This window comes from Nonomuraea sp. NPDC050202 (assembly GCF_040656115.1).
Taxonomy (GTDB): domain Bacteria; phylum Actinomycetota; class Actinomycetes; order Streptosporangiales; family Streptosporangiaceae; genus Nonomuraea.
This window is the reverse complement of sequence record NZ_JBFALF010000007.1, coordinates 91,624-111,672: the sequence shown is the minus strand read 5'-3', so window position 1 is coordinate 111,672 and position 20,049 is coordinate 91,624. Positions and strand designations below refer to the sequence as shown.

Sequence of the window (20,049 nt, the reverse complement as noted above, 5' to 3'; positions counted from 1 at the left end):
TGGGATATGTTCGGTTGGCCGATCTGGTACGGGTTGTGTTCCAATTACCCAGCCGGACAGAATCCCATGCGCCCCACGCGTGTCTGATTTTCTTCGAGCACGTACCGGCGAGAGGTTGCGAGACTCAGTGAGGACGAAAGACCCCAGGCACACGAGGTCAGGGGAGTACACAGGCGGACGGTTCCGGCTGGCGAACTGGCGTGTGCGCTCCCGGCTGGTCGCCCTGATCCTCATCCCCACCGTCGTGGGTGTGCTGCTCGCCGGCATCCAGCTGGCCGACGCCATCGGCACCAGCGCCGAATACCGCCGGCTCACCCAGGTGGCGGAGCTGGTCCAGCGCATCGGCGCGCTCAACCACGAGCTCGCCAAGGAGCGCACGCTCACCGCCTGGTATGTCGCCGACCGCCGCCGGGGCGGGCGCTTCGTCCAGCTCAAGACCCAGCGGCAGGCCACCGACAAGACCAAGCAGGACGTGCTCGCCGCGGCCAACGCCATCGACGCCGCGCACTCCACCCGTGTGCGCGACGGCGTCGACAACACCCGCCGCTGGCTGGAGGGCCTCGACAGCCTGCGCGACTCCATGGTCGACAACGTGCCGGCGCGCGCCTCGATCAGCACGTACAGCACGATGATCGAGATCTTCTCGGGCATCCAGGCCGACCTGGGCGACGGCGTCAACGACGACGGCCTCCAGGGTGACGTGGCCGCGCTCGGCTCGCTCCAGCGCATGAAGGAGGAGGTCTCGCGGCAGCAGATCATCCTCATCGTGACGCTCCTGCAGCCCAACCGGAGGGTCGACAGCGCCGACTGGGCCGAGTTCCTCGGCTCCTGGGACAAGCAGCAGGCCGAGCTCGCCTCCTTCGAGGCCGAGGCCGGCACGAAGGACCTGGAGGCCTACCACAAGGGCGTCCGCGGCCTTCAGGTGGACCTCGCCGACGCCATGCGCCAGCGCGCGCTGGCCCAGGTGCGCCAGAGCAACAGGATCGAAGACCTCGACGTCACCGAGCCGACCCTGACCCGCGACCTGAACAACTGGTACGAGAGCACCACGGTGACGGTCAACGCGATGCGCAAGGTCGAGGGCAACCTGGCCGGCAAGATCGTGAACACCACCACCGACCTGAGCAACACCGAGCAGCGCGACGCCATCATCTCCGGCGCGCTGATCCTCGTCCTGCTGCTCCTGGTGCTGATCATCACCACCCGCGTGGCCGGTTCGCTGGTCCGGCCGCTGCGCCGGCTGCGGGCCGAGGCGCTCCAGGTCGCCACGACCCGGCTGCCCGACACCGTCCGCGTGCTGCGCGAGTCCGGCGAGGGCGCCCAGGTGCCCGAGGTGCCGTCGATCGGCATCAACACCCGTGACGAGATCGGTGAAGTGGCGCGGGCCTTCGACGAGGTCCACCGCGAGGCGATCCGGCTGGCCGGCGACGAGGCCAAGCTGCGGGCCAACGTCAACTCGATGTTCGTCAACCTCTCCCGCCGCAGCCAGACGCTGGTCGAGCGGCAGCTCCAGCTCATCGAGGGCCTGGAGCAGGGCGAAGAGGACGAGCAGCGGCTCGCGAACCTCTTCCGCCTCGACCACCTGGCCACCCGCATGCGCCGCAACAGCGAGAACCTCCTGGTGCTCGCCGGCCAGGAGGCCGCGCGCAAGTGGAGCGAGCCGGTGCCGCTGGTCGACATCGCCCGCGCGTCGCTGTCGGAGGTCGAGAACTACGAGCGGGTCCAGATCCAGATCCCGTCCGGCACCCTCATCGTCGGCCCCGCCGTCACCGACGCCGTCCACCTGCTCGCCGAGCTGATCGAGAACGCCATCTCCTTCTCCCCGCGCGAGAGCAAGGTCACCGTGACCAGCACGCCCGCCGAGGGCGGCGTCCTGGTGACGATCAACGACCTGGGCATCGGCATGAGCCAGGAGGAGCTGGCCGAGGCCAACTGGCGGCTGGCCAACCCGCCCGTCGTGGACGTGTCCGTCTCGCGGCGCATGGGCCTGTTCGTGGTCGGCCGCCTGGCCCTGCGCCACGGCATCCGCGTCCAGCTCAGCATGCGGGAGACCGGCGGCCTGAGCGCCCTGGTGTTCATGCCCGACATGCTCATCAGCAACGGGCAGGGCCTGCCGCAGCAGGGCGGGCAGTACGAGGCGTTCACCTCGTTCGACCCGAGCATGTTCCAGCAGCAGCCGCCGTCGCGCAACGGCTCGCACCCCTCCTTCGACGACGTTCCCGGCCAGGTCGTGGACACCCAGTGGCCCGGTTCGCTGCCGGCGCCGGGGACGGGCAACTGGCCCTCGTTCGGCGAGCAGCCCGCCGCCCCCGAGCCGCAGCCGTCGTCCTTCGGCGACCAGCCGTCGGTGTTCGGCGACCAGCCGTCGCCCGGCTTCGGTGACCAGCCGTCGCCCGCCTTCGGCGACCCCTTCGGCGAGCAGCAGCCCCAGGCCGACGAGCCCCGCTGGCCGTCGTTCGCCGAGGAGCCGCCCGCCGCGGCGCCGCAGCAGCCCGCCGCCTTCGGCGAGCAGCGCTGGCCGGCGTTCACGGAGGAGCCGCCCGCCCCGGCCGCTCCCGCCGCCGAGCCGTCGCCGTTCGCCGAGAACAGGTGGCCGTCGTTCGCCGAGCAGCCGCCTGTGCACCAGGACGACGAGCCGCGCTGGCCGTCCTTCGCGACCGAGCCTCCGCCGCCGCAGCCGCAGCAGGAGGAGCCGCGCTGGTCGTCGTTCTCCGACCCGCTGCCCCGCAGGTCCCTGTTCGAGGCCGAGGAGCGGCCGCGGCCGCAGCTCGGCGACTCCTACCGTTCCCCGTTCGCCGAGGAGCCCAAGCCCGCCGACCAGTTCGAGCAGAACGGTCACTCCGGCTACAACCCGTTCGGTCCCGGCGAGTACTCCTCGCAGGACATGACCGGGCCGCTCCCCGTCGTGCGCAGCTCGCCGCTGGAGGAGCAGAGCGAGGAGTTCCTGCCGATCTTCTCGTCGGTCGGGTCGGACTGGTTCCGCCGGCCGGACCCCGAGGTCCTGCAGCCGCACTCCGAGCCCGGGGTCGAGCACGAGATCACCGCTGTGCACCCGGCCGTGCCCGCCGAGCCGCCGCCGTCCGCCCCGCCCTCCGGCACCGCGGGCAAGTCGGCGCTCCCGCAGCGCAAGCCCGGGCAGTCGGGCGTCAGCGCCCCCTCCTGGTCGTCGCCCGCCGACTCCGGCTTCCAGGCCGCGCAGGCGGCCGCCCAGCCGCAGCAGGCCGGCACGACGCCGTCGGGCCTGCCCCGTCGCGTCCCCAAGGCGAACCTGGTGCCCGGCACGGCCAGCCTCGCGGAGCCGCAGCCCACGTCACCGGCGCCGCAGATCTCGCCCGAGCGGTTGCGCAGCCGGCTCTCCAGCTTCCAGCAGGGTGTCCGGCAAGGCCGGGCGTTCACCCGCGGAGAAGAGAATCAGCAGGAGGACAAATGAGAGAAATGAGCCAGGGAGCGCGCGGCATAAGCTGGTTGATCACGGACTTCGTGAACAACGTGCCGGGCGTCGCCCACACGGTCGTGGTGTCGTCCGACGGGTTGCCGCTGGCCTACTCTGAGGGCTTCCCCAAGGACCGGGCCGACCAGCTCGCCGCTGTCGCCTCCGGCGTGATCTCCTTGACCCAGGGCGCTGCGCGGGTCTTCGAGGGCGGTATGGTGACGCAGACCGTTATCGAAATGCAGCGTGGGCTCTTGATGATCATGTCGATCAGTGATGGATCCTGCTTGGCGGTCCTGGCTGCTCCCGACTGTGACATGGGTCTGGTCGCGTACCAGATGACCTTGCTGGTCGAGCGGGCGGGTCAGGTACTGACTCCGGCCGTACGCGCTGAGCTGCAAGCGGCCCGCCCCCGCTAGCGGGGCGGTGACAGGAGAAGAATGGTGTCAGGTCAGCAGGGTTGGGCTGGTGATAGCACTCCGCCGCATCCGGCGGCTCCCCGTCCGCAGAAGCCGAGCTCCCTGGTACGGCCCTATGCCGTGACCGGGGGGCGCACCGCGCCGCGGATGAAGTTCGCCATGGAGGCACTCGTGTCCTCCGTGACGTCGGAATACCAAGACATTTCCCTACTAAGTCCGGAGTATCAGGCGATCATTAACCTGACCCGGAACGTCCGGTCGGTTGCCGAGATCTCCGCCCTTTTACGCCAGCCTCTGGGTGTGGTCCGGGTGCTCATCGCCGACATGGCGTCGGAGGGCCTGATCCGCGTGCACCAGCCTGCGCTGGACGCGGGAAAGCCGGACCTCAACTTGCTCGAAAGGGTTCTCAGTGGACTTCGCAGGCTCTAGCCCCGGCCTAACCTCGACGAAGATCGTCGTGGCCGGGGGCTTCGGCGTGGGCAAGACGACGTTCGTGGGAGCGGTCTCGGAGATCCTGCCGCTCACCACGGAAGCGGTCATGACGGACGCCTCCGCGCACGTCGACGACGTCTCGCTCACGCCGAACAAAACGACCACGACCGTGGCGATGGACTTCGGCCGGGTCTCGCTCGACCGTGACCTGATCCTTTACCTGTTCGGCACGCCCGGACAGCACCGCTTCTGGTTCATGTGGGACGACCTGGTACGCGGCGCCATCGGCGCGGTCGTCCTCGTCGACACCCGCCGCCTGGCCGACAGCTTCCCGGCCATCGACTACTTCGAAGAGGCGAAACTCCCGTTCGTCATCGGCATCAACGGCTGGGACGGCAACTTCGCACACGCGGAGGAGGAGATCAGGGAAGCGCTGTCGATCGGCGACCACATCCCGATCGTCCGCCTGGACGCCAGGCAACGCGAGTCGGTCAAATCCACCCTGATCACCTTGGTGGAACACGCCCTGACCCGCCACATGCACACCCCGGTCTAAACAGGGACGGGTGCCGCCTGTTTGCTCCCCGTCGTTTCCGGGAGCAGGTGGGCCAGGCGGCGCCCACCCGTCGCCAGTGAGGGCGGCGGGCCATCGGAGGCCGGGACCCCCGCCCACCCAGCAGGCCCCGAAGGGCGCGCACTCGATCGGCTTGCAGCTCAGGGAGACGCCCCTTCGCCGCACTTGCCTTCAAGCCGGCTTGAAGGTGTTGACTGCGGGCTCATGAACACGCGATCAGCGAGCCTGCCATGGCCGCAGTGAAACAACGGATCACCAAGACCCTCGTCGGGCAGTTCGGCCGCCCCCGGGGTGTGGTGGGGCGCGTCGTCGGCCGGGTGATGGCGCACCGCTCCTCCAACCGCCGCCGCAACCTCTGGGTCGCCTCGCGGCTCGACGTGCGCCCCACCGACCGGATCCTCGAAGTCGGATTCGGGCCTGGAGTCGCGATCGCCGAGCTGAGCCGCCGGATCGGCGATGGGGGACACGTCTACGGCATCGACCACTCCGAGGTGATGCTCCGGCAGGCGAGCCGCCGCAACGCCGCCGCCATCAAGGCCGGCCGGGTCACGCTGGCCTGCGCTGCCGTCGATGACCTCCCACCCGACCTGAGCGGCCCCTTCGACGTGATCTTCGCCGTCAACTCCCTCGGCCACTGGCCCGCTCCGGCCGAGCGGCTGAGGCAGCTGGGCGGACGGCTCGTACCCGGCGGCCGTCTCGCCATCGTCTCCCAGCCACGCTGTCCCGGAGCCACGGCGAAGACCTCGGTCAAGGCCGCCCGCGAGATCCAGGGCCTCCTCGAAGGCGCGGGTCTCGTCCACGAGAGGACCGAGACCCTCGCCCTCGATCCTCCCGTCGTCTGCGTCCTGGCCAGGCGGCCCGCCGACGAGGTGGAATGACCTGGTCCGAGGCCGTCCGGGCGGGTGCGAGAGCTGACCTGCCGCGCCTGCGCGGCCCCGTCACGGCGTGGTCCGTTCAGCCGGCAGGGAGGACCCGCACGAGATAGTCGGCCAGTTCGCCTGGCCGCGACAACATCACCATGTGGCTGCCCGGCATCTCGTCCGGGGTGACGCCCAGCCGCTCCTTCACGTGGCGGCGCGCGAACTCGGGAGTGAAGAACCGGTCGTCCCGGCAGAGCAGGTATCTCGTCGGGACATCCGGCCAGGCGGCCAGCGGCCATGGCTCGTTGTAGGCGCGGTCCATGTTCATCTTCTCGGCCAGCGCGCCATCGTGGGCCAGCACCCGCTCGCCCAGCTCGCGCGGGACGTCGTGCAGGTAGAGCTCGTACTCGTCCTCGATGCCGGGCGCGGGATGGCCGGTGCGTTCCCACCAGTCAGCGGGCGGCTCGCCCGGGCTCGGGATCATGGCGGTGACCATGACGAGCGCGGCGGCCTTGGCACGCTCGGCGACGAGAGGACCGACGAAGCCGCCCCACGAGTGGGCCACCACCACGAGAGGCCGGCGCGCGCCGGCCGCCCGGACGACGGCGTCGGCGTAGTCCCAGAGCCCTGCCTGGGGGTCGGACGTCGGCAGGTCCACCGCCACCGTGTCGTGCCCGCGGTCGCGCAGGCCCGCTTCGACCAGGTGCCAGTCGAAGGCGCTGCCGCCGCCACCGTGGATGAGAGCGAAGGTTGTCATGACGGTTATGACCGGCGGCGGCGCGAGAACTCATCGGTGCCGCCCGAGCCGCCCGTCCGCGTGTTCGGGCGAGGGGTGTTCACGCAGATGCCCGCACCTTCTCGCAGGCGGCTTCGGCGACGCCGAACAGCTCCACGACCATCGGCTCCACCGAGGTCTGCACCTCGCCGGCCGGCTCGCCGGAGTGCGCCGGGTCTCCTGTGTCACGTCGGCCAGCCTCGGGCTGTCGCCGGCCGCGCCGCTGGGCCAGAGGTTGCTGATCGGCAGGGTGGTGCGGCCGCTGTATCGGCACATGTACGCCGACATGGCGCTGATGGAGCGCATCCTCGCCGCCGCCGGCGACCTCGACTGGACCGTCGTCAGGCCGCCGCGGCTCACCGACGGGCCGCTGACCGGCGCGTACGTGACAGCCGTCGATCGGCACCTGCCGCGAGCCCGCTCGTTGTCGCGCGCCGACCTCGCGCACTACCTGCTCCACCATCTCGACGATCAGGAGAGCCTGCGGGCCACGATCGAGATCTCCCGCCACTGATCATCCACGCCCGCCACTGATCCATGCCCGCCACTGAGGGTGAGCGAGGCACCTGCCCGAGGCGGGGCGTCACAGGCGCGACAGCAGCTCCGCCTTCTTGGCCTGGAACTCCTCCTCCGACAACACCCCGGCGTCCCGCAGCTCGACCAGCTTGGTCATCAGTTCGGCCACCTGGATCCCGCGTGCCACAGGCAGGCACCGCCCGGGAGACGGGATGGCGGCCAGGACGGCGGCGGCGAAGGGCAGCGACGGGGGCGCCCCAGCCGAGGCTGAAGGTGACGGAGGCCGCGTCCTTGCCGTCGAAGGAGGCGGCGCCGGCCGCATAGGGAACGACCTTTCCCGTGCCGTTCGTCACCGGGCCCGCGAGGGAAGGGGCCGCCGGCGACGGGCCCCTTGCCCTCGGACGCTAGACGGTGGCGTGGCCGCGGACGAGCCGTCCCACCTCGGCGCGCAGGTGCACGAAGTCGGGGTGCTCGCGCGTCGAGATCTGGTCGCGCGGCGCGGGCAGGTCCACCTTCAGGTCGCCCACCACGTGCGCGGGCGCCTTGGACAGCACGACCACGCGGTCGCCGACGTAGACGCTCTCGTCGATGTCGTGGGTGATGAGCACGATCGTCATCTGGTGGTGGCCGCGGACCTTGAGCACCAGGTCCTCCAGGTCCTCCCTGGTCTGCGCGTCCACCGAGCCGAACGGCTCGTCCATGAGCATCAGCGTCGGCCGGTACGCCAGCGCCCGCGCGATCGCGACGCGCTGCTGCATGCCGCCGGAGAGCTGGAACGGGTACTTGCGGCCCGCGTTGGCCAGGCCCACCGACTCCAGCGCCTCGGCGGCGGCCTCGCGGCGCTGCTTCTTGTCCATGTTCCTGCGGCGCAGCGGCAGCGCCACGTTGTCGGCCACCGACATCCACGGGAACAGCGAGCGGCTGTAGTCCTGGAAGACCACGGCGAGGTTGTCCGGCGTCTGGCGGACGAGGTTGCCCTCCACCCTGACCTGCCCGCCCGTCGGCTGGATCAGGCCGGCGATGGAGCGGAGCAGCGTCGACTTCCCGCAGCCCGAGGGCCCCACGATGCAGAGCAGCTCGCCGGCGGCGACGCTCAGGTTGAGTCCTTCGATGGCGTGGTGTGCGTTGGGAGTACCGCCGCCGTACACATGGGAAAGGTTGTCTATCTCGAGCATGGAATTCCTAGGGGGCGAGACCGCGGTCAGCACGGCAACTCTTTCGGAGTCGGAATTGACTCTAGCGGAGCGGTAAATGCTGGACATGTCAGTCAGGTAAACCTAATCTGGCGCGATCTTACTCTCGCACAATCCTGACTGCCATGGGAGTCACAGGCTCACACACTCCACGACTCCCTTTCGTTCAGTGCCTGCACGTCGGCGTCGGACAGGCCGCGCTGCGCGGCCTCCATGGCGGCCAGTTCCTCCGCCGTGAGCACCTCGCCGATGTGGCCGAATCCGCCGGGTGCGCGCTCGGTGACCAGAGAGATCGTCTTCTCGATGGGCAGGGACCGGTGCGCGAGCACCAGCGCCGACGTGGGCGGGCGCCGCTCCGCCTCGTACGCCGCCAGCGCCGCGGCCGGGTCGTCGTGCGTGGCCAGGCAGCGGGCCAGGAACCGGGCGTCGAGCACGGCCTGGGAGCCGCCGTTCGAGCCGATGGGGTACATGGGGTGGGCGGCGTCGCCGAGCAGGGTCACCCGGCCCTCGCCCCAGTGGGGGAGGGGGTCGCGGTCCACCATCGGGTATTCGAGTATCCGCTTCGTGGCGGCGAGTAATGCCGGGATGTCGACGAGCGGGTACTTCCATGACGCGAAATGTCCGGACACGTCGGCGTGGCTGCCCTCGCGGGACCAATCGGCGTCCGGGACGATCCCCGGCTCGGCCACCTTTACCTCCGCCACCCAATTGAGCAGCCGCGGATTGCGCGCCGAGATGTGATAAGTCACGAATTTCGCGGCGGAGTTCGAGCCGCCGGCCAGCACCGTGGCGCCGTCGAGCACCGGGCCGCTCTCCGCCACCCCGCGCCACATCCTGATCCCGCCCCACCGCAGCGGGTCGCCGGACGGCCACAGCCGCGCCCGTACGGAGGACTGCACCCCGTCCGCCCCGACCAGCACGTCCACCCGCTCCCGCGTCACCCGCCCGCCCTGCCGGAGCGTGACGAGCACGCCGTCGCCGTCCTGCTCGAAGCCCCGGAAGGCGACCCCGGTGCGCACCGGCCCGATCCGCTCCTCGACCGCGGCCAGCAGCGCCATCTGCAGCTCACCCCGGTGCACGCTGTACTGGGGCCAGCGGTAGCCGGCCGACCGGCCGCGGGGCAAGGCCATGATGATGTTGCCGTGCCGGTCGGCGAACGTCATGAAGCTCGTCTCCACGCCCAGGTCGGCCAGCACGGGGCCGAGCCCGAGCTCGGTCAGCTCGCGTACGGCGTGCGGCTGCATGTTGATGCCCACCCCGAGCGGGCGTAACGCGCGCGCCGCTTCCACGACCACGCAGTCGAGCCCGGCCGCGTGCAGGCTCAGCGCGGTGCTGAGCCCCCCGATGCCCCCGCCAACGATCATCGTCCTCATGGCGCCCCCAGACGCGACGGCGTCCCCGTGGCAAGGACTCTAATCGACGAGTTGCTGGGCGGCGTGGTGCCAGCCGAGCACGCGGCGCTCGACGATCAGGAACAGCTCGTTGAGCAGGTAACCCAGCACGCCGAGTAGCACGATCCCGGCCCACATGGCGGGCAGGTCGAAGGTCGAGTACGCGTCGGTGATCTGGAAGCCGATGCCGTTCGTGGTGCCGGGCAGCAGCTCGGAGAAGACCATGACGATCAGGGAGAGCGACAGGGCCAGCCGCAGCCCGGCGAACATCTTGGGCAGCGCGGAGGGCAGCACCACGCGGAAGAGCCGCTCGCCGCGCGACAGCCGGAACGCCTGGCAGGTGTCCAGGTGCAGCGGCTCCACCGAGCGGGCCCCGTCGGCGGTGTTGAGCAGCACCGGCCACACGATGCTGAACATGATGAACGCGAGCTGCATCCGCAGCCCGAACCCGAACAGCACCAGGAAGACGGTCACCAGCGCGGGCGGCGGGATGGCGCGCAGGAACTGCAGCACCCCGTCGAGATAGTCGTACGCCCGCGCCGACAGCCCCACCGCCAGCCCGAGCACGACCCCGGCCAGCGCGCCCCCGGCGAACCCGAGCGCCATCCGGCCCAGGCTCGGCAGGATGTTGCCGATGGCCAGGTCGGTGAGGAACGCCCGCTCGACAGGGCCGGAGAACCACATCGCGTGCATCCGGCTCACGATCGTGCTCGGCGGAGGGAAGAACGGGCCGGCCGCCAGCCGGGTGGCGGCCTCCCAGAGCAGGACCAGGACCACCAGCACCAGCGTCCGGAACAAGGCGGTCCGCATCCCCCGCCTCCTCATGAGCGCTCTCCCAACCGCGCGTGGTGCCAGCGGAACGCCCGTCGCTCGGCGGCCACCAGCAGCGCGTTCACCATGACGCCGAACAGCCCCACCCAGAACACCCCGGCCAGGATGTCGGTCATGCGCGCGGGCACGGCGATGCCGGCGAAGAAGATGAACACGCCGATGCCCTCGCCGCGCCCGGCCACGATCTCCGTGCTGACGGTGAGGATGAGCGCCACGCCCGCGGCCAGCCGGACGCCGGTGGTGATGAAGGGCGCCGACGACGGCAGCGAGACCCGCAGCAGCACCGACAGGGGGCCGAAGCCGTAGGCGCGCAGCGACTCCTTGGCCAGGGGGTCCACGCCGCGCAGGCCGTACATCGTGTTGTAGAGGATGGGCCACAGCGAGGCGTAGACCACCAGCGCGATCCGGTGCTGCAGCCCCGTGCCGATCACCAGGGCGACCAGCGGGATCAGCGCCACGGAGGGGATCGGCCTGAGGAACTCCACCACCGAGCGCATGGCCGCGTCGATGATCGGCACGCTGCCCAGCAGCAGGCCGAGCGGCACGGCCACCAGGGCCGCCACGCACAGCCCGATCGCCCAGGCGAGCAGGCTGGTCAGGGCGTGCGCGCGGAAGGCCGGATCGAGCAGCAGCGCGCCGGCCCGCCCGACGATCTCGGAGGCGGGCGGCAGGAACTCCGGGTCGGCCAGCCCGGTCCGGCTGGCCAGCTCGATCAGGGCGGCGAAGGCGAGAGCCCCGGCCGCCCGGCGGTACCAGCGGGATGCGGAGGACGCCGGGCGGGCACGGGACAGGGTCTGAGCGCTCACCCGGACGTGGTGGGCGACATGAGCGACTTGACGTCGATCTCCTTCGTCAGCCACTTCGCTTCCCACATCCAGTCGGCCACCCGCTGCAGCCGGACCGGGTTGTCGTTGCTGGAGAAGTAGGGGAAGGTCACGGTGGCCGCGGTGGCGGCGTCGATCTGCGTGAAGTTCGGCAGCACCTTGGCCACCACCTCGCGGTTGTTCTCCATGAGCTTGGCCGCGTTGTGGATGGCCCGCTGGAAGGCCGCCGCCGTCTTCGGGTTCTTGTCGTACCACTCCTGCGTGCTGACGTAGCCGGAGATGGGGAACTCGGCGGCGGGGCCGGAGGCCGGGTCGAGGATCTTGCGGGCTCCCATGGTGGAGGTGGCGGCGGTGACCATGGGCTCGCCCAGGTAGGCGGCGTCGATCTGGCCGCCCTTCCACGAGGGCATGATGTTCTGGAACGTCACCTGGACGTACTTGATGGTGGCCGGATCGACGTTGTTGGCCTTCAGCACCTGGGTGAGCGCCAGCTCCTGGAAGTTGTGCAGGACGTTCACGTTGATCGTCTTGCCTTCCAGGTCCTTCGGCGTCTTGATGGGCGAGGCGGGCAGGGCCATGATGCTCAGCGAGTCGGGGGCCGCGCGAGAGCCCTCGGCCAGGATGCGCAGTTTCAGCGCCTGCTTGTCGTGGGCGGCGAACATCGACACGTAGTTGCCGAACATGGCGTCGATCTCGCCCTTCACCATCATGGGGATGGCCTCGGGCGCGGCCTGGACCACCTCTGGGGTGACGTCCAGACCCTCCTGCTCGAACAGCCCCTGGTCGATGGCGACGTAGATGGCGGCACTGTCGATGGCGGGCAGGGTTGCGATCTTGAGCTTCGTCTTCTCCAGACCTGCGCCGGCACCGGCGCCGCCGGCTGCGGCGGAGGGTGGCGCGCTGGCGGTCGGTTCGGTGCCCGTGCTGCATGCCGCGGCGCCGAGTGTCAAAGCGAACCCGATGATGGCGGCTCTGGCGGAACGGCCAAGCCTCATGTCAGGGACTCCCTTCGGGTGGAGCCGGGGGGGGACCGGGTGGCTTCTGCTCCCGGGGGCTGTGTGCCTGACGCACAACAGGGATTGACCGTAGCACCAAATGGGTGGTCATTATCGCGAAGATAACACTTGTGGTTGCAATGTCCGATTGCCGCTATATCGTGAAAATTTGACGACCTGCAAGAAAGCTGGTGTTTGTCCGGTTTGGGAAAGGGGGTGGCTCGCGGGGCATCGGTTACTGGTGTGGCGTCCACTCGATCCTTTCTGCGAGTCAGGATGGGGCTCGCGGAGCGATCAGTTGTTGCCATATATCCCCTGGTAGAAGGCCACTTACCGATTCTGTCGGATTTTCTGGACATCTAGGTATAAACACCTCATCGGGGCACTAGTGGTGGTTGGCCCTGGTCGGCCCGTGTGCTCAAATGGCGCTTATCTCGATGGACAAAATTGCCCGACGTGAAACTCCGCATGTCACCGAGAATTCCCTCAAGGGCGAGAGGTTGCGAAGGCAAGTGAGAACGCAGAGCGCTGAAGCTTCCGCTGACCGCGAGCCGCACGGCCATCAGAAGCGACGGCCGCCCAATCCGCCTTCGAAGCGATTCGGATTGGGCAACTGGCACGTGCGATCGCGCCTCATCGCGCTGATCGTCGTTCCGACGGCCGTCGCCGTGGGCCTGGGCGGGCTGAACGTCGTCACCTCACTCAGTGACGCCAACACGTACCAGACCCTCAGGGAGGTCGCCGAGCTCAGCGAACAGCTCGGGGCCGTCACGCACGAGCTGTCCTTCGAACGTGACGAGACCGCGCTCTTCATCGCCCAGGGGCGGCCGCAGGACCGCGAGGGTCAGCTCGGCACCACCCACAGCCAGGTGAACAACCTCATCGAGGACGCCAAGCAGCGCGCGCTCGCGCTCACCGAGACCCACGCCGAGGCCGTACGGCCGGTGCTGCGCCGGCTGGAGGAGGTCCCGACGCTGCGCGAGACGGCCGTCAACGGCAAGATCCAGCCGCTGCCGATGATCCAGAAGTACTCGCAGATCATCGCGCGGCTGCTGCAGTTCCACGACCAGGTCGGCCAGGTGGCGGTGGACGACCAGGTGGCCGACAGTGCCAGCGCCATGGCCGCCATCTCGCGGGCCAAGGAGCAGGCCTCCAAGCAGCGCGGCATCCTGGCCAGCGCGCTGGACAAGAGGGGATTCGACAGCGGCGAGCTCGACGCGCTCACCGACGCCAAGTCGCGCGAGGAGAGCGAGGAGACGCTGTTCGGCGTCCTGGCCGACCTCGACCAGCTCGAGCTCTACCGCAACACCGTCGTGGGCCGGGACGTCGACCAGACCGACCTGTTCCGGCTGCGGGCCATGGCGCAGTCGGCCGAGGGCAAGGAGCTGAGCATCGGCGTGCGGCCGGACCGGGACGTGGCCACCTGGTTCGAGGTCAGCACCGGCAAGATCGACGCGCTGCGGACCGTGGAGAAGGAGCTGTCCTCCTCCGTCATCCTGCGCGCCCGTGCCCTGGAGGAGGCCGCCAACCGCTCGGCGCTGATCTCCGGCGTCCTCATCCTGATCCTGCTCGTCGTGGTGATCGCGATCATCTCGCTCATCGCCCGCTCGCTCATCAGGCCGCTGCGCCGGCTGCGCCGCGAGGCCCTCGACATCGCCGGGCAGCGCCTGCCGGAGACCGTGCGGCAGCTGCGCGAGAGCGGTGACGGCACGGTCGGCCCCGTGGTGCCGATAGGCGTGGACACTCACGACGAGATCGGCGAGGTGGCACGGGCGTTCGACGAGGTGCACCGCGAGGCGGTCCGCCTGGCCGGTGAGGAGTCCCGGCTGCGTTCCAACGTCAATGCGATGTTCGTGAACCTGTCGCGGCGCAGTCAGACGCTGGTGGAGCGGCAGATCACCCTGATCGACGGCCTGGAGCAGGGTGAGCAGGACGAGCAGCGGCTGGGGAACCTGTTCAAGCTGGACCACCTGGCCACCCGCATGCGCCGTAACAGCGAGAACCTGCTGGTCCTGGCCGGCCAGGACCCGCCCCGCCGGTGGAGCCAGCCGGTCAAGCTGGTCGACGTGGCCCGCGCCTCGCTGTCGGAGGTCGAGAACTACGAGCGGGTCGTGCTCCAGGTGCCCGACGGGGTGTCGGTGGCCGGCCAGGCCGTCAACGACGTCATCCACCTGCTCGCCGAGCTGGTCGAGAACGCCCTGTCGTTCTCGCCGCGCGAGACCAGGGTGACGGTGTCAGGCAGCCGGATCGACGGCGGCGGAGTGATGTTGTCGATCACCGACTCCGGCATCGGCATGACGCAGGAGGAGCTGGTCCAGGCCAACGAGCGGCTGATGGAGGCGCCCAGCGTGGACGTGTCCGTGTCGCGGCGGATGGGCCTGTTCGTGGTAGCCAGGCTGGCGCACCGGCACGGCATCCGCGTCCAGCTGCGCCCGCACAGCTCCGGCGGGCTGACCGCGATGGTGCTGATCCCGGAGAACATGCTGGGCTCCCAGGCTCCGGCCTTCGCCGGGATGCCGTCCTTCTCGGGCAACCAGCCCCCGTCCTTCTCCGGCAACCAGCCTCCGTCGTTCCCCGGCGAACAGCCGCCGGCCCTGTCGGGCAACCAGCCGCCGTCGTTCGGCGACCAGCCCCCCTTCTCCGGTGACCAGCCGCCGGCCTTCGCGGGCGCGGCGGCGGGCGGGCCGGGCGGCGAGCCGTACTCGGGGCCGCATCCCGCCCCACCGGCCACCGACTGGCCGCAGCCGACGTACCAGATGGGTCCGGGACATCCGTCGTTCCCGTCCAACCCGGAGGCCGGCGGCAACTGGGGCAGCTCGGGACCGCCGTGGCAGCCGGACCCGGGCGCCTGGCCGGCCGAGCCGCGCAGCGGCTTCCAGAGCGGCGACGTCTGGAGCCCGCCCCGGGGCCCGGCCTGGAACGGCGACCGCAGCTTGCCCAAACGGCCCGTCCCCGCACCGCCCCCCGGCGGCTGGAGCCAGGACACCAACCCGCCGCAGCGACCGGGGTTCGACTTCCAGGACTCCGGGTCCGAGCCAGGCGGCAGCCCCATGCCGGCGGCACCGCCCGCGTCCGCCGGTGACGACTACCTGCCGATCTTCGCCGCCGTGGAGTCCGCCTGGTTCGGCCGCGACACGAACGGCGCGAGCTGGGGCTCCTCGAAGTCGGACGCGGGCTGGAGCGCTGCGGAGGCAGTGGTGGAACCGGTACGCGACGGCGCGACGGCGGCGGGCCTGCCCAAACGGGTGCCCAAGGCCAACCTGGTGCCCGGCTCGGCGGACACCTCCGCCTCCCCGCAAGGCATGACGCCGCTGCCGTCGGTCTCCCCCGACCGGATCCGCAGCCGGCTGTCCAGCTTCCAGCAGGGCTTCCGGGCGGCCCGCGACGACATCAGCGAGGGCAGGGCGCTCCCGCCTTCCGGCCAGAAGCAGAACGACAGAGAGGAGGACGCGTGAGCGAGCGCATCGAGCGGCCCCTTGCACACAGCCGACCGTCGGTCATGCGACCGGCGAAGGAGGGAGCATGAACGACCTCAGCCACGCGGCACGCGGCGTCGACTGGCTGATCACGGACTTCGTCAGCACGGTCCCGGGCGTGGCGCACGCGGTGGTCGTCTCGTCCGACGGATTGCCGCTGGCGGCTTCGGCGGGCTTTCCGGCTGATCGGGCCGACCAGCTGGCCGCCATCGCGTCGGGTCTGGTCTCGCTGACGCAGGGCGCGGCCAGGGTCTTCGAGGGTGGTGTGGTCAATCAGACGATCGTGGAGATGCAGCGCGGTCTGATGCTGATCATGTCGATCAGTGATGGTTCGTGTTTGGCGGTGCTGGCGGCGCCGGACTGTGACATGGGTCTGGTGGCGTATCAGATGACGCTGATGGTCGATCGCGCCGGTCAGGTGCTGACTCCGGCTGTGCGCGCCGAGCTGCGCGCCAGCCAGACCAGGTGATGTACGTGACAGACCCGAGATGGAACAGCGGCGGTTGGGCCCCTCCGCCTCAGCCCCAGTCCCAGTCGCAGCTGAATCCCGACCCCGCTTCGCCCGTCCGCCCGTACGCGGTGACAGGTGGACGGACGGCGCCGCGGGTCAAGCTGGCGATGGAGGCCCTGGTGTCCTCGGCGACCGCCGAGCAGCGGGAGTTCTCCCACATCACGCCGGAGTACCAGGCGATCAGCCAACTGTGCCGGCAGGTCCGGTCCGTGGCAGAGGTGTCGGCCCTGCTGCGGATCCCGCTCGGCGTGGTGCGCGTGCTGATCGCTGACATGGCCGCCGAAGGTCTGGTCCGCGTGCATCAGCCACAGCTGGACGCCGGCAGGCCGGACGTCAATCTGCTCGAAAGGGTGCTCAGTGGACTTCGCAGGCTCTAGCCCCGGCCTCACCTCGACGAAGATCGTGGTGGCTGGAGGTTTCGGGGTGGGCAAGACGACGTTCGTGGGAGCGGTGTCGGAGATCATGCCGTTGACGACGGAGGCCGTCATGACCGACGCCTCCGCCGGGATCGACGACCTCGGCATGACGCCGCTGAAGTCGACCACGACCGTCGCCATGGACTTCGGCCGGGTCTCCCTGGACCGTGACCTGATCCTGTACCTGTTCGGCACGCCCGGGCAGCACCGGTTCTGGTTCATGTGGGACGACCTGGTGCGCGGCGCGATCGGCGCGGTCGTGCTGGTCGACACCCGTCGTCTGGCCGACAGCTTCCCGGCCATCGACTACTTCGAGGAGGCGCAGCTGCCGTTCGTGGTGGGCATCAACGGCTGGGACGGGCAGTATCCCCACAGCGACTCCGAGGTGCGCGACGCCCTGACGCTGGCGCCGCACATCCCCATGGTCCGGTTGGACGCTCGCAAGAAGGACTCGGTGAAGAACGCGCTGATCCAGCTCGTCGAGCACGCGCTGACAGTACGGATGGCGGTCCCCGGCTGGGGCGGCTGACCCGAAGCGGGGCCCCGGGTGCGTTGACGCGGGGCCGATCACATGATCACAATGGCTCCCGCCGAGCATCGCAGGAGCCCGCACCGCATGAACGTGAGGAACCCGATCACCGGGCAATCCGACAGACCGCTCGCTCCGATCCCGCCCGATCGGCTGGCCGCCGTCGCGGCCGGGCTGCGCGAGCGGGCCCCCGCCTGGCAGAACGCCGATCGAGGTGCGGTCCTGGCCCGCTTCGGGGCCGCGCTGGCCGACGACGACGCCCTGCTCTCCGCCCTGGTGGCCGACACCGGCAGGGTGGGGGAGTCGCTGCTGGAGCGCCGGCTCGTGGCCGGGCTCGTCGAGCGGTGGGTACGCCAGGCGCCCGCCCTGCTCGCCCCGCCCGCCGAACGCCCCGCCTCCCTGCCCGGGGTGTTCGTGGCGGGCGACGCGGTGCCGTACGAGCTGGCCGGGATGATCACCCCGTGGAACCTCCCGCTCCTGCTCGGCCTCATCGACGCCGTGCCCGCGCTGGCCGCGGGCTGCACGGTGCTGGTCAAGCCGAGCGAGGTGACGCCCCGCTTCATCGAGCCGCTGATGCGGCTCGTCCCCGAAGAGCTGCCGTTGCGGGTGGTCGAGGGCGACGGGGCCACGGGCGCCGCGCTCGTGGGCCTGGTGGACGCCGTCGTCTTCACCGGCAGCGTCGCGACGGGACGGCGGGTGGCGCTGGCGGCGGCCAGCGCGTTCGTGCCGGCGTTCCTGGAACTGGGCGGCAAGGATCCGGCGATCGTGCTGGCCGGGGCCGACCTCGGCCGCGCCGCGTCCGCCGTCCTGTGGGGCGGCACCGCGAACGCCGGGCAGTCCTGCCAGTCCATCGAGCGCGTCTACGTGGCCCGCGAGGTGCACGACGAGTTCCTCGACCGGCTGGTGGCCGAGGCCGCCCAGGTCGGCCTGACCTGCGAGGGCGGCCCGATCGGCCCCATCATCAAGCCGGGCCAGGAGGACGTGATCGCCGCCCACCTCGCCGACGCCGTGGCCAAGGGCGCGAGCGTGCACACCGGCGGCCGCATCGAGCGCCACGGCGGCGGCCACTGGTGCCGCCCGACCGTGCTGTCCGGGGTCGATCACGGCATGCTGGTCATGACGGAGGAGACGTTCGGGCCGGTGCTGCCGGTCATGGCGGTGTCCGGGCCCGACGAGGCGGTCGCGCTGGCCAACGACTCGGTGTACGGGCTGTCGGCCGCCGTCTTCGCGGCCGGCGAGGAGCAGGCCCGCGCCGTCGCGGCCCGCCTTCAGGCCGGCGCGGTGAGCATCAACGACGCCGCGCTGACCGCGCTCGTGCACGAGGGCGAGAAGAACTCCTTCCGCCTGTCGGGCCTGGGCGGCTCCCGCATGGGCCCCGCCTCCATCGGCCGGTTCCTGCGCCGCCGGTCCTTCCTGGTCAACCGATCCGACGCCGCCGACCCCTGGTGGCACAGCACGAAGGAGTAACCGGATGGGACTGCGCGCGCAGATGCCGCTGCTGGCCCGGCACGAGGGCGAATGGGAGGGCGAATACCGCCACGTCGGCCCCGACGGCGACCTGCTCGACCGCCACCGGGTACGGATGACCTGCGAGATCCGCGACGACGCCGTCTACCACCAGACCAACCGCTACACCTGGGACGACGGCCGCACGGAGGTGCACGAGTTCCCCGGCGCCTACCTCGGCGGCGGCCGGTGCGGGTTCGACACCGAGCGGCTCAAGGGCGAGTTCTGGGAGCTGGACACCAGCACGATCTACCTGACCTGGCAGTTCAAGGGGCAGGACCTGCGCCTGTTCGAGCTGATCGTGCTGAGCGAGGACGGGCGCTCCCGCAGCCGGGTGTGGCAGTGGCTGCGCGACGGGGTGTGCGTGCGGCGGACGCTGATCGACGAGAGGCGGGTCGGATGACCGCGTACACCGCGCTGGCCCTGCAGGTGGAGACCCGTGTCGGAGCCGGGATCGGGACCGCGATCGACCGGATCGGCGTCCAGGTGGGCGGCTCGAAGGCGTGGCTGGGGCCGGAGCTGCGCCTGGTCGTGCTGCCCGAGTACGTGCTGACCGGCTTCCCCATGGGGGAGAGCACCGGGCAGTGGCGGGACCGGGCGGCGCTCGACCCCGGCGGCCCCGAGTACCGCGCGCTCGGCACCATCGCCGCAGATCACGACGTGTTCCTGTGCGTCAACGCATACGAGCGGGACGAACACTTCCCCGGCCTGTTCTTCCAGGCCACGGTGATCTTCTCCCCGGCGGGCGAGGTCGTGCTGCGCTACCGCAGGCTGCACTCGCTGTTCTCGCCCACCCCGTACGACGTGTGGGAGCGTTACCTGGAGATCTACGGCATCGACGGCGTGCTCCCGGTGGCCCGCACCGAGCTCGGGAACCTCGCCGTGGTCGCCTCCGAGGAGATCCTCATGCCGGAGCTGGCCCGGGCGCTGGCGTTGCGCGGCGCCGAGGTGCTGTGCAACCCGACCTCGGAGGCGTCGTCACCGGCGCTCACCCCCAAGGCCGTCGCCCGCCGCGCCCGCGCGGTGGAGAACCTGGCCTACGTGGTGTCGGCCAACAGCGGCGGCCTGACCGGCATCGCGATTCCCGGCGACTCCACCAACGGCGGCTCCGAGGTGATCGACCACCAGGGGCGGGTGCTCGCGCAGGCCGGGCCGGGGGAGACGCTGGTCGCCGCGGCCGAGCTGGACCTCGCCGCGCTGCGCAGGGCACGGCTGCGGCCCGGCATGGCCAACCTGCTCAGCCGGGTCAAGACCGGGCTGTGGGCCGAGGAGTACGCCAGGCACGACGTCGAGCGGCCCGCGGAAGGTGTGCCCGATCGGGCGGAGCTCCGGGCGAGGCAGCTTGCCGCCATCGCCCGGTTGTACGGCTGA

20 protein-coding genes are annotated in these 20,049 nt (G+C 70.6%); 13 read left to right on the top strand and 7 right to left on the bottom strand.

Annotated elements, in window-relative coordinates; all coding sequences use genetic code 11:
* Positions 1-127 precede the first annotated feature (127 nt).
* From AB0I79_RS21545 to AB0I79_RS21525, 5 genes are all read left to right on the top strand, one after another.
* The gene (locus AB0I79_RS21545) at positions 128-3,430 is read left to right on the top strand and encodes a nitrate- and nitrite sensing domain-containing protein (RefSeq protein WP_357875515.1); all 3,303 of its coding nucleotides are present in this window, start codon (positions 128-130) and stop codon (positions 3,428-3,430) included.
* Positions 3,431-3,435: 5 nt separating this feature from the next.
* Positions 3,436-3,849, top strand: a complete 414-nt coding sequence (locus AB0I79_RS21540; protein WP_206067544.1) for a roadblock/LC7 domain-containing protein — start codon at positions 3,436-3,438, stop codon at positions 3,847-3,849.
* A gap of 21 nt (positions 3,850-3,870) precedes the next feature.
* The gene (locus AB0I79_RS21535; RefSeq protein ID WP_225272260.1) at positions 3,871-4,278 is read left to right on the top strand and encodes a DUF742 domain-containing protein; all 408 of its coding nucleotides are present in this window, start codon (positions 3,871-3,873) and stop codon (positions 4,276-4,278) included.
* Entirely contained in the window at positions 4,259-4,837 is a 579-nt protein-coding gene (locus AB0I79_RS21530; RefSeq protein ID WP_357875513.1) for an ATP/GTP-binding protein, read from the top strand. Before AB0I79_RS21535 ends, AB0I79_RS21530 begins: the two co-directional genes overlap by 20 nt.
* 257 nt (positions 4,838-5,094) lie before the next feature.
* The gene (locus AB0I79_RS21525) at positions 5,095-5,733 is read left to right on the top strand and encodes a class I SAM-dependent methyltransferase (RefSeq protein ID WP_357875511.1); all 639 of its coding nucleotides are present in this window, start codon (positions 5,095-5,097) and stop codon (positions 5,731-5,733) included.
* A 76-nt stretch (positions 5,734-5,809) separates the two neighbouring features.
* Here AB0I79_RS21525 and AB0I79_RS21520 read toward each other — a convergent pair whose 3' ends face one another.
* Entirely contained in the window at positions 5,810-6,472 is a 663-nt protein-coding gene (locus AB0I79_RS21520) for an alpha/beta hydrolase (RefSeq protein ID WP_357875509.1), read from the bottom strand.
* On the opposite strand from AB0I79_RS21520, the gene AB0I79_RS21515 reads away from it, so the two are divergent.
* Entirely contained in the window at positions 6,453-7,004 is a 552-nt protein-coding gene (locus tag AB0I79_RS21515; RefSeq protein WP_357875507.1) for an NAD(P)-binding oxidoreductase, read from the top strand. The two genes, AB0I79_RS21520 and AB0I79_RS21515, sit on opposite strands and share 20 nt — an antisense overlap.
* A gap of 69 nt (positions 7,005-7,073) precedes the next feature.
* Here the strand turns inward: AB0I79_RS21515 and AB0I79_RS21510 are convergent, their stop codons facing one another.
* From AB0I79_RS21510 to AB0I79_RS21485, 6 genes are all read right to left on the bottom strand, one after another.
* A complete protein-coding gene (locus AB0I79_RS21510) occupies positions 7,074-7,193 on the bottom strand; it encodes an SHOCT domain-containing protein (RefSeq protein WP_357875505.1) in 120 nt (39 codons plus the stop codon).
* Positions 7,194-7,410: 217 nt separating this feature from the next.
* Entirely contained in the window at positions 7,411-8,181 is a 771-nt protein-coding gene (locus tag AB0I79_RS21505) for an ABC transporter ATP-binding protein (RefSeq protein ID WP_357875503.1), read from the bottom strand.
* 158 nt (positions 8,182-8,339) lie between these two features.
* A complete protein-coding gene (locus AB0I79_RS21500; RefSeq protein ID WP_357875501.1) occupies positions 8,340-9,563 on the bottom strand; it encodes a flavin-dependent oxidoreductase in 1,224 nt (407 codons plus the stop codon).
* 48 nt (positions 9,564-9,611) lie between these two features.
* Entirely contained in the window at positions 9,612-10,400 is a 789-nt protein-coding gene (locus AB0I79_RS21495) for an ABC transporter permease (RefSeq protein WP_357875499.1), read from the bottom strand.
* Positions 10,401-10,411: 11 nt separating this feature from the next.
* Entirely contained in the window at positions 10,412-11,227 is an 816-nt protein-coding gene (locus tag AB0I79_RS21490) for an ABC transporter permease (protein WP_357875498.1), read from the bottom strand.
* Positions 11,224-12,240, bottom strand: coding sequence for an ABC transporter substrate-binding protein (locus AB0I79_RS21485; protein ID WP_357875496.1), 1,017 nt, complete (start codon positions 12,238-12,240; stop codon positions 11,224-11,226). Before AB0I79_RS21485 ends, AB0I79_RS21490 begins: the two co-directional genes overlap by 4 nt.
* Before the next feature lie 620 nt (positions 12,241-12,860).
* Here AB0I79_RS21485 and AB0I79_RS21480 point away from each other — a divergent pair.
* From AB0I79_RS21480 to AB0I79_RS21450, 7 genes are all read left to right on the top strand, one after another.
* On the top strand, positions 12,861-15,695 hold the full coding sequence (locus AB0I79_RS21480) for a nitrate- and nitrite sensing domain-containing protein (RefSeq protein ID WP_357875494.1): 2,835 nt from the start codon (positions 12,861-12,863) through the stop codon (positions 15,693-15,695).
* A gap of 67 nt (positions 15,696-15,762) precedes the next feature.
* On the top strand, positions 15,763-16,185 hold the full coding sequence (locus AB0I79_RS21475; protein WP_357875492.1) for a roadblock/LC7 domain-containing protein: 423 nt from the start codon (positions 15,763-15,765) through the stop codon (positions 16,183-16,185).
* A 71-nt stretch (positions 16,186-16,256) separates the two neighbouring features.
* Positions 16,257-16,604 carry a DUF742 domain-containing protein gene (locus AB0I79_RS21470; RefSeq protein WP_111179488.1) on the top strand — a complete coding sequence of 116 codons (348 nt, stop codon included), beginning with the start codon at positions 16,257-16,259 and terminating at the stop codon, positions 16,602-16,604.
* Positions 16,585-17,172, top strand: a complete 588-nt coding sequence (locus tag AB0I79_RS21465) for an ATP/GTP-binding protein (protein WP_148435115.1) — start codon at positions 16,585-16,587, stop codon at positions 17,170-17,172. The genes AB0I79_RS21470 and AB0I79_RS21465 overlap by 20 nt, the downstream gene beginning before the upstream one ends.
* Positions 17,173-17,259: 87 nt before the next feature.
* The gene (locus AB0I79_RS21460; RefSeq protein WP_357875490.1) at positions 17,260-18,639 is read left to right on the top strand and encodes an aldehyde dehydrogenase family protein; all 1,380 of its coding nucleotides are present in this window, start codon (positions 17,260-17,262) and stop codon (positions 18,637-18,639) included.
* A 4-nt stretch (positions 18,640-18,643) separates the two neighbouring features.
* Complete coding sequence (locus tag AB0I79_RS21455; RefSeq protein ID WP_357875488.1) at positions 18,644-19,081, top strand: DUF3598 family protein; 438 nt, start codon at positions 18,644-18,646, stop codon at positions 19,079-19,081.
* On the top strand, positions 19,078-20,049 hold the full coding sequence (locus AB0I79_RS21450; protein ID WP_357875486.1) for a nitrilase-related carbon-nitrogen hydrolase: 972 nt from the start codon (positions 19,078-19,080) through the stop codon (positions 20,047-20,049). The genes AB0I79_RS21455 and AB0I79_RS21450 overlap by 4 nt, the downstream gene beginning before the upstream one ends.

What these genes read in the sequence shown, in the direction of transcription:
- AB0I79_RS21540 (WP_206067544.1), top strand. Translation starts at nt 3,436, where the DNA reads ATGAGCCAGGGAGCGCGCGGCATAAGCTGGTTGATCACGGACTTCGTG.
- AB0I79_RS21535 (WP_225272260.1), top strand. Translation starts at nt 3,871, where the DNA reads ATGGTGTCAGGTCAGCAGGGTTGGGCTGGTGATAGCACTCCGCCGCAT.
- AB0I79_RS21515 (WP_357875507.1), top strand. Translation starts at nt 6,453, where the DNA reads ATGAGAGCGAAGGTTGTCATGACGGTTATGACCGGCGGCGGCGCGAGA.
- AB0I79_RS21520 (WP_357875509.1), bottom strand. Translation starts at nt 6,472, where the DNA reads ATGACAACCTTCGCTCTCATCCACGGTGGCGGCGGCAGCGCCTTCGAC.
- AB0I79_RS21505 (WP_357875503.1), bottom strand. Translation starts at nt 8,181, where the DNA reads ATGCTCGAGATAGACAACCTTTCCCATGTGTACGGCGGCGGTACTCCC.
- AB0I79_RS21500 (WP_357875501.1), bottom strand. Translation starts at nt 9,563, where the DNA reads ATGATCGTTGGCGGGGGCATCGGGGGGCTCAGCACCGCGCTGAGCCTG.
- AB0I79_RS21495 (WP_357875499.1), bottom strand. Translation starts at nt 10,400, where the DNA reads ATGCGGACCGCCTTGTTCCGGACGCTGGTGCTGGTGGTCCTGGTCCTG.
- AB0I79_RS21485 (WP_357875496.1), bottom strand. Translation starts at nt 12,240, where the DNA reads ATGAGGCTTGGCCGTTCCGCCAGAGCCGCCATCATCGGGTTCGCTTTG.
- AB0I79_RS21475 (WP_357875492.1), top strand. Translation starts at nt 15,763, where the DNA reads ATGAACGACCTCAGCCACGCGGCACGCGGCGTCGACTGGCTGATCACG.
- AB0I79_RS21460 (WP_357875490.1), top strand. Translation starts at nt 17,260, where the DNA reads ATGAACGTGAGGAACCCGATCACCGGGCAATCCGACAGACCGCTCGCT.
- AB0I79_RS21455 (WP_357875488.1), top strand. Translation starts at nt 18,644, where the DNA reads ATGGGACTGCGCGCGCAGATGCCGCTGCTGGCCCGGCACGAGGGCGAA.
- AB0I79_RS21450 (WP_357875486.1), top strand. Translation starts at nt 19,078, where the DNA reads ATGACCGCGTACACCGCGCTGGCCCTGCAGGTGGAGACCCGTGTCGGA.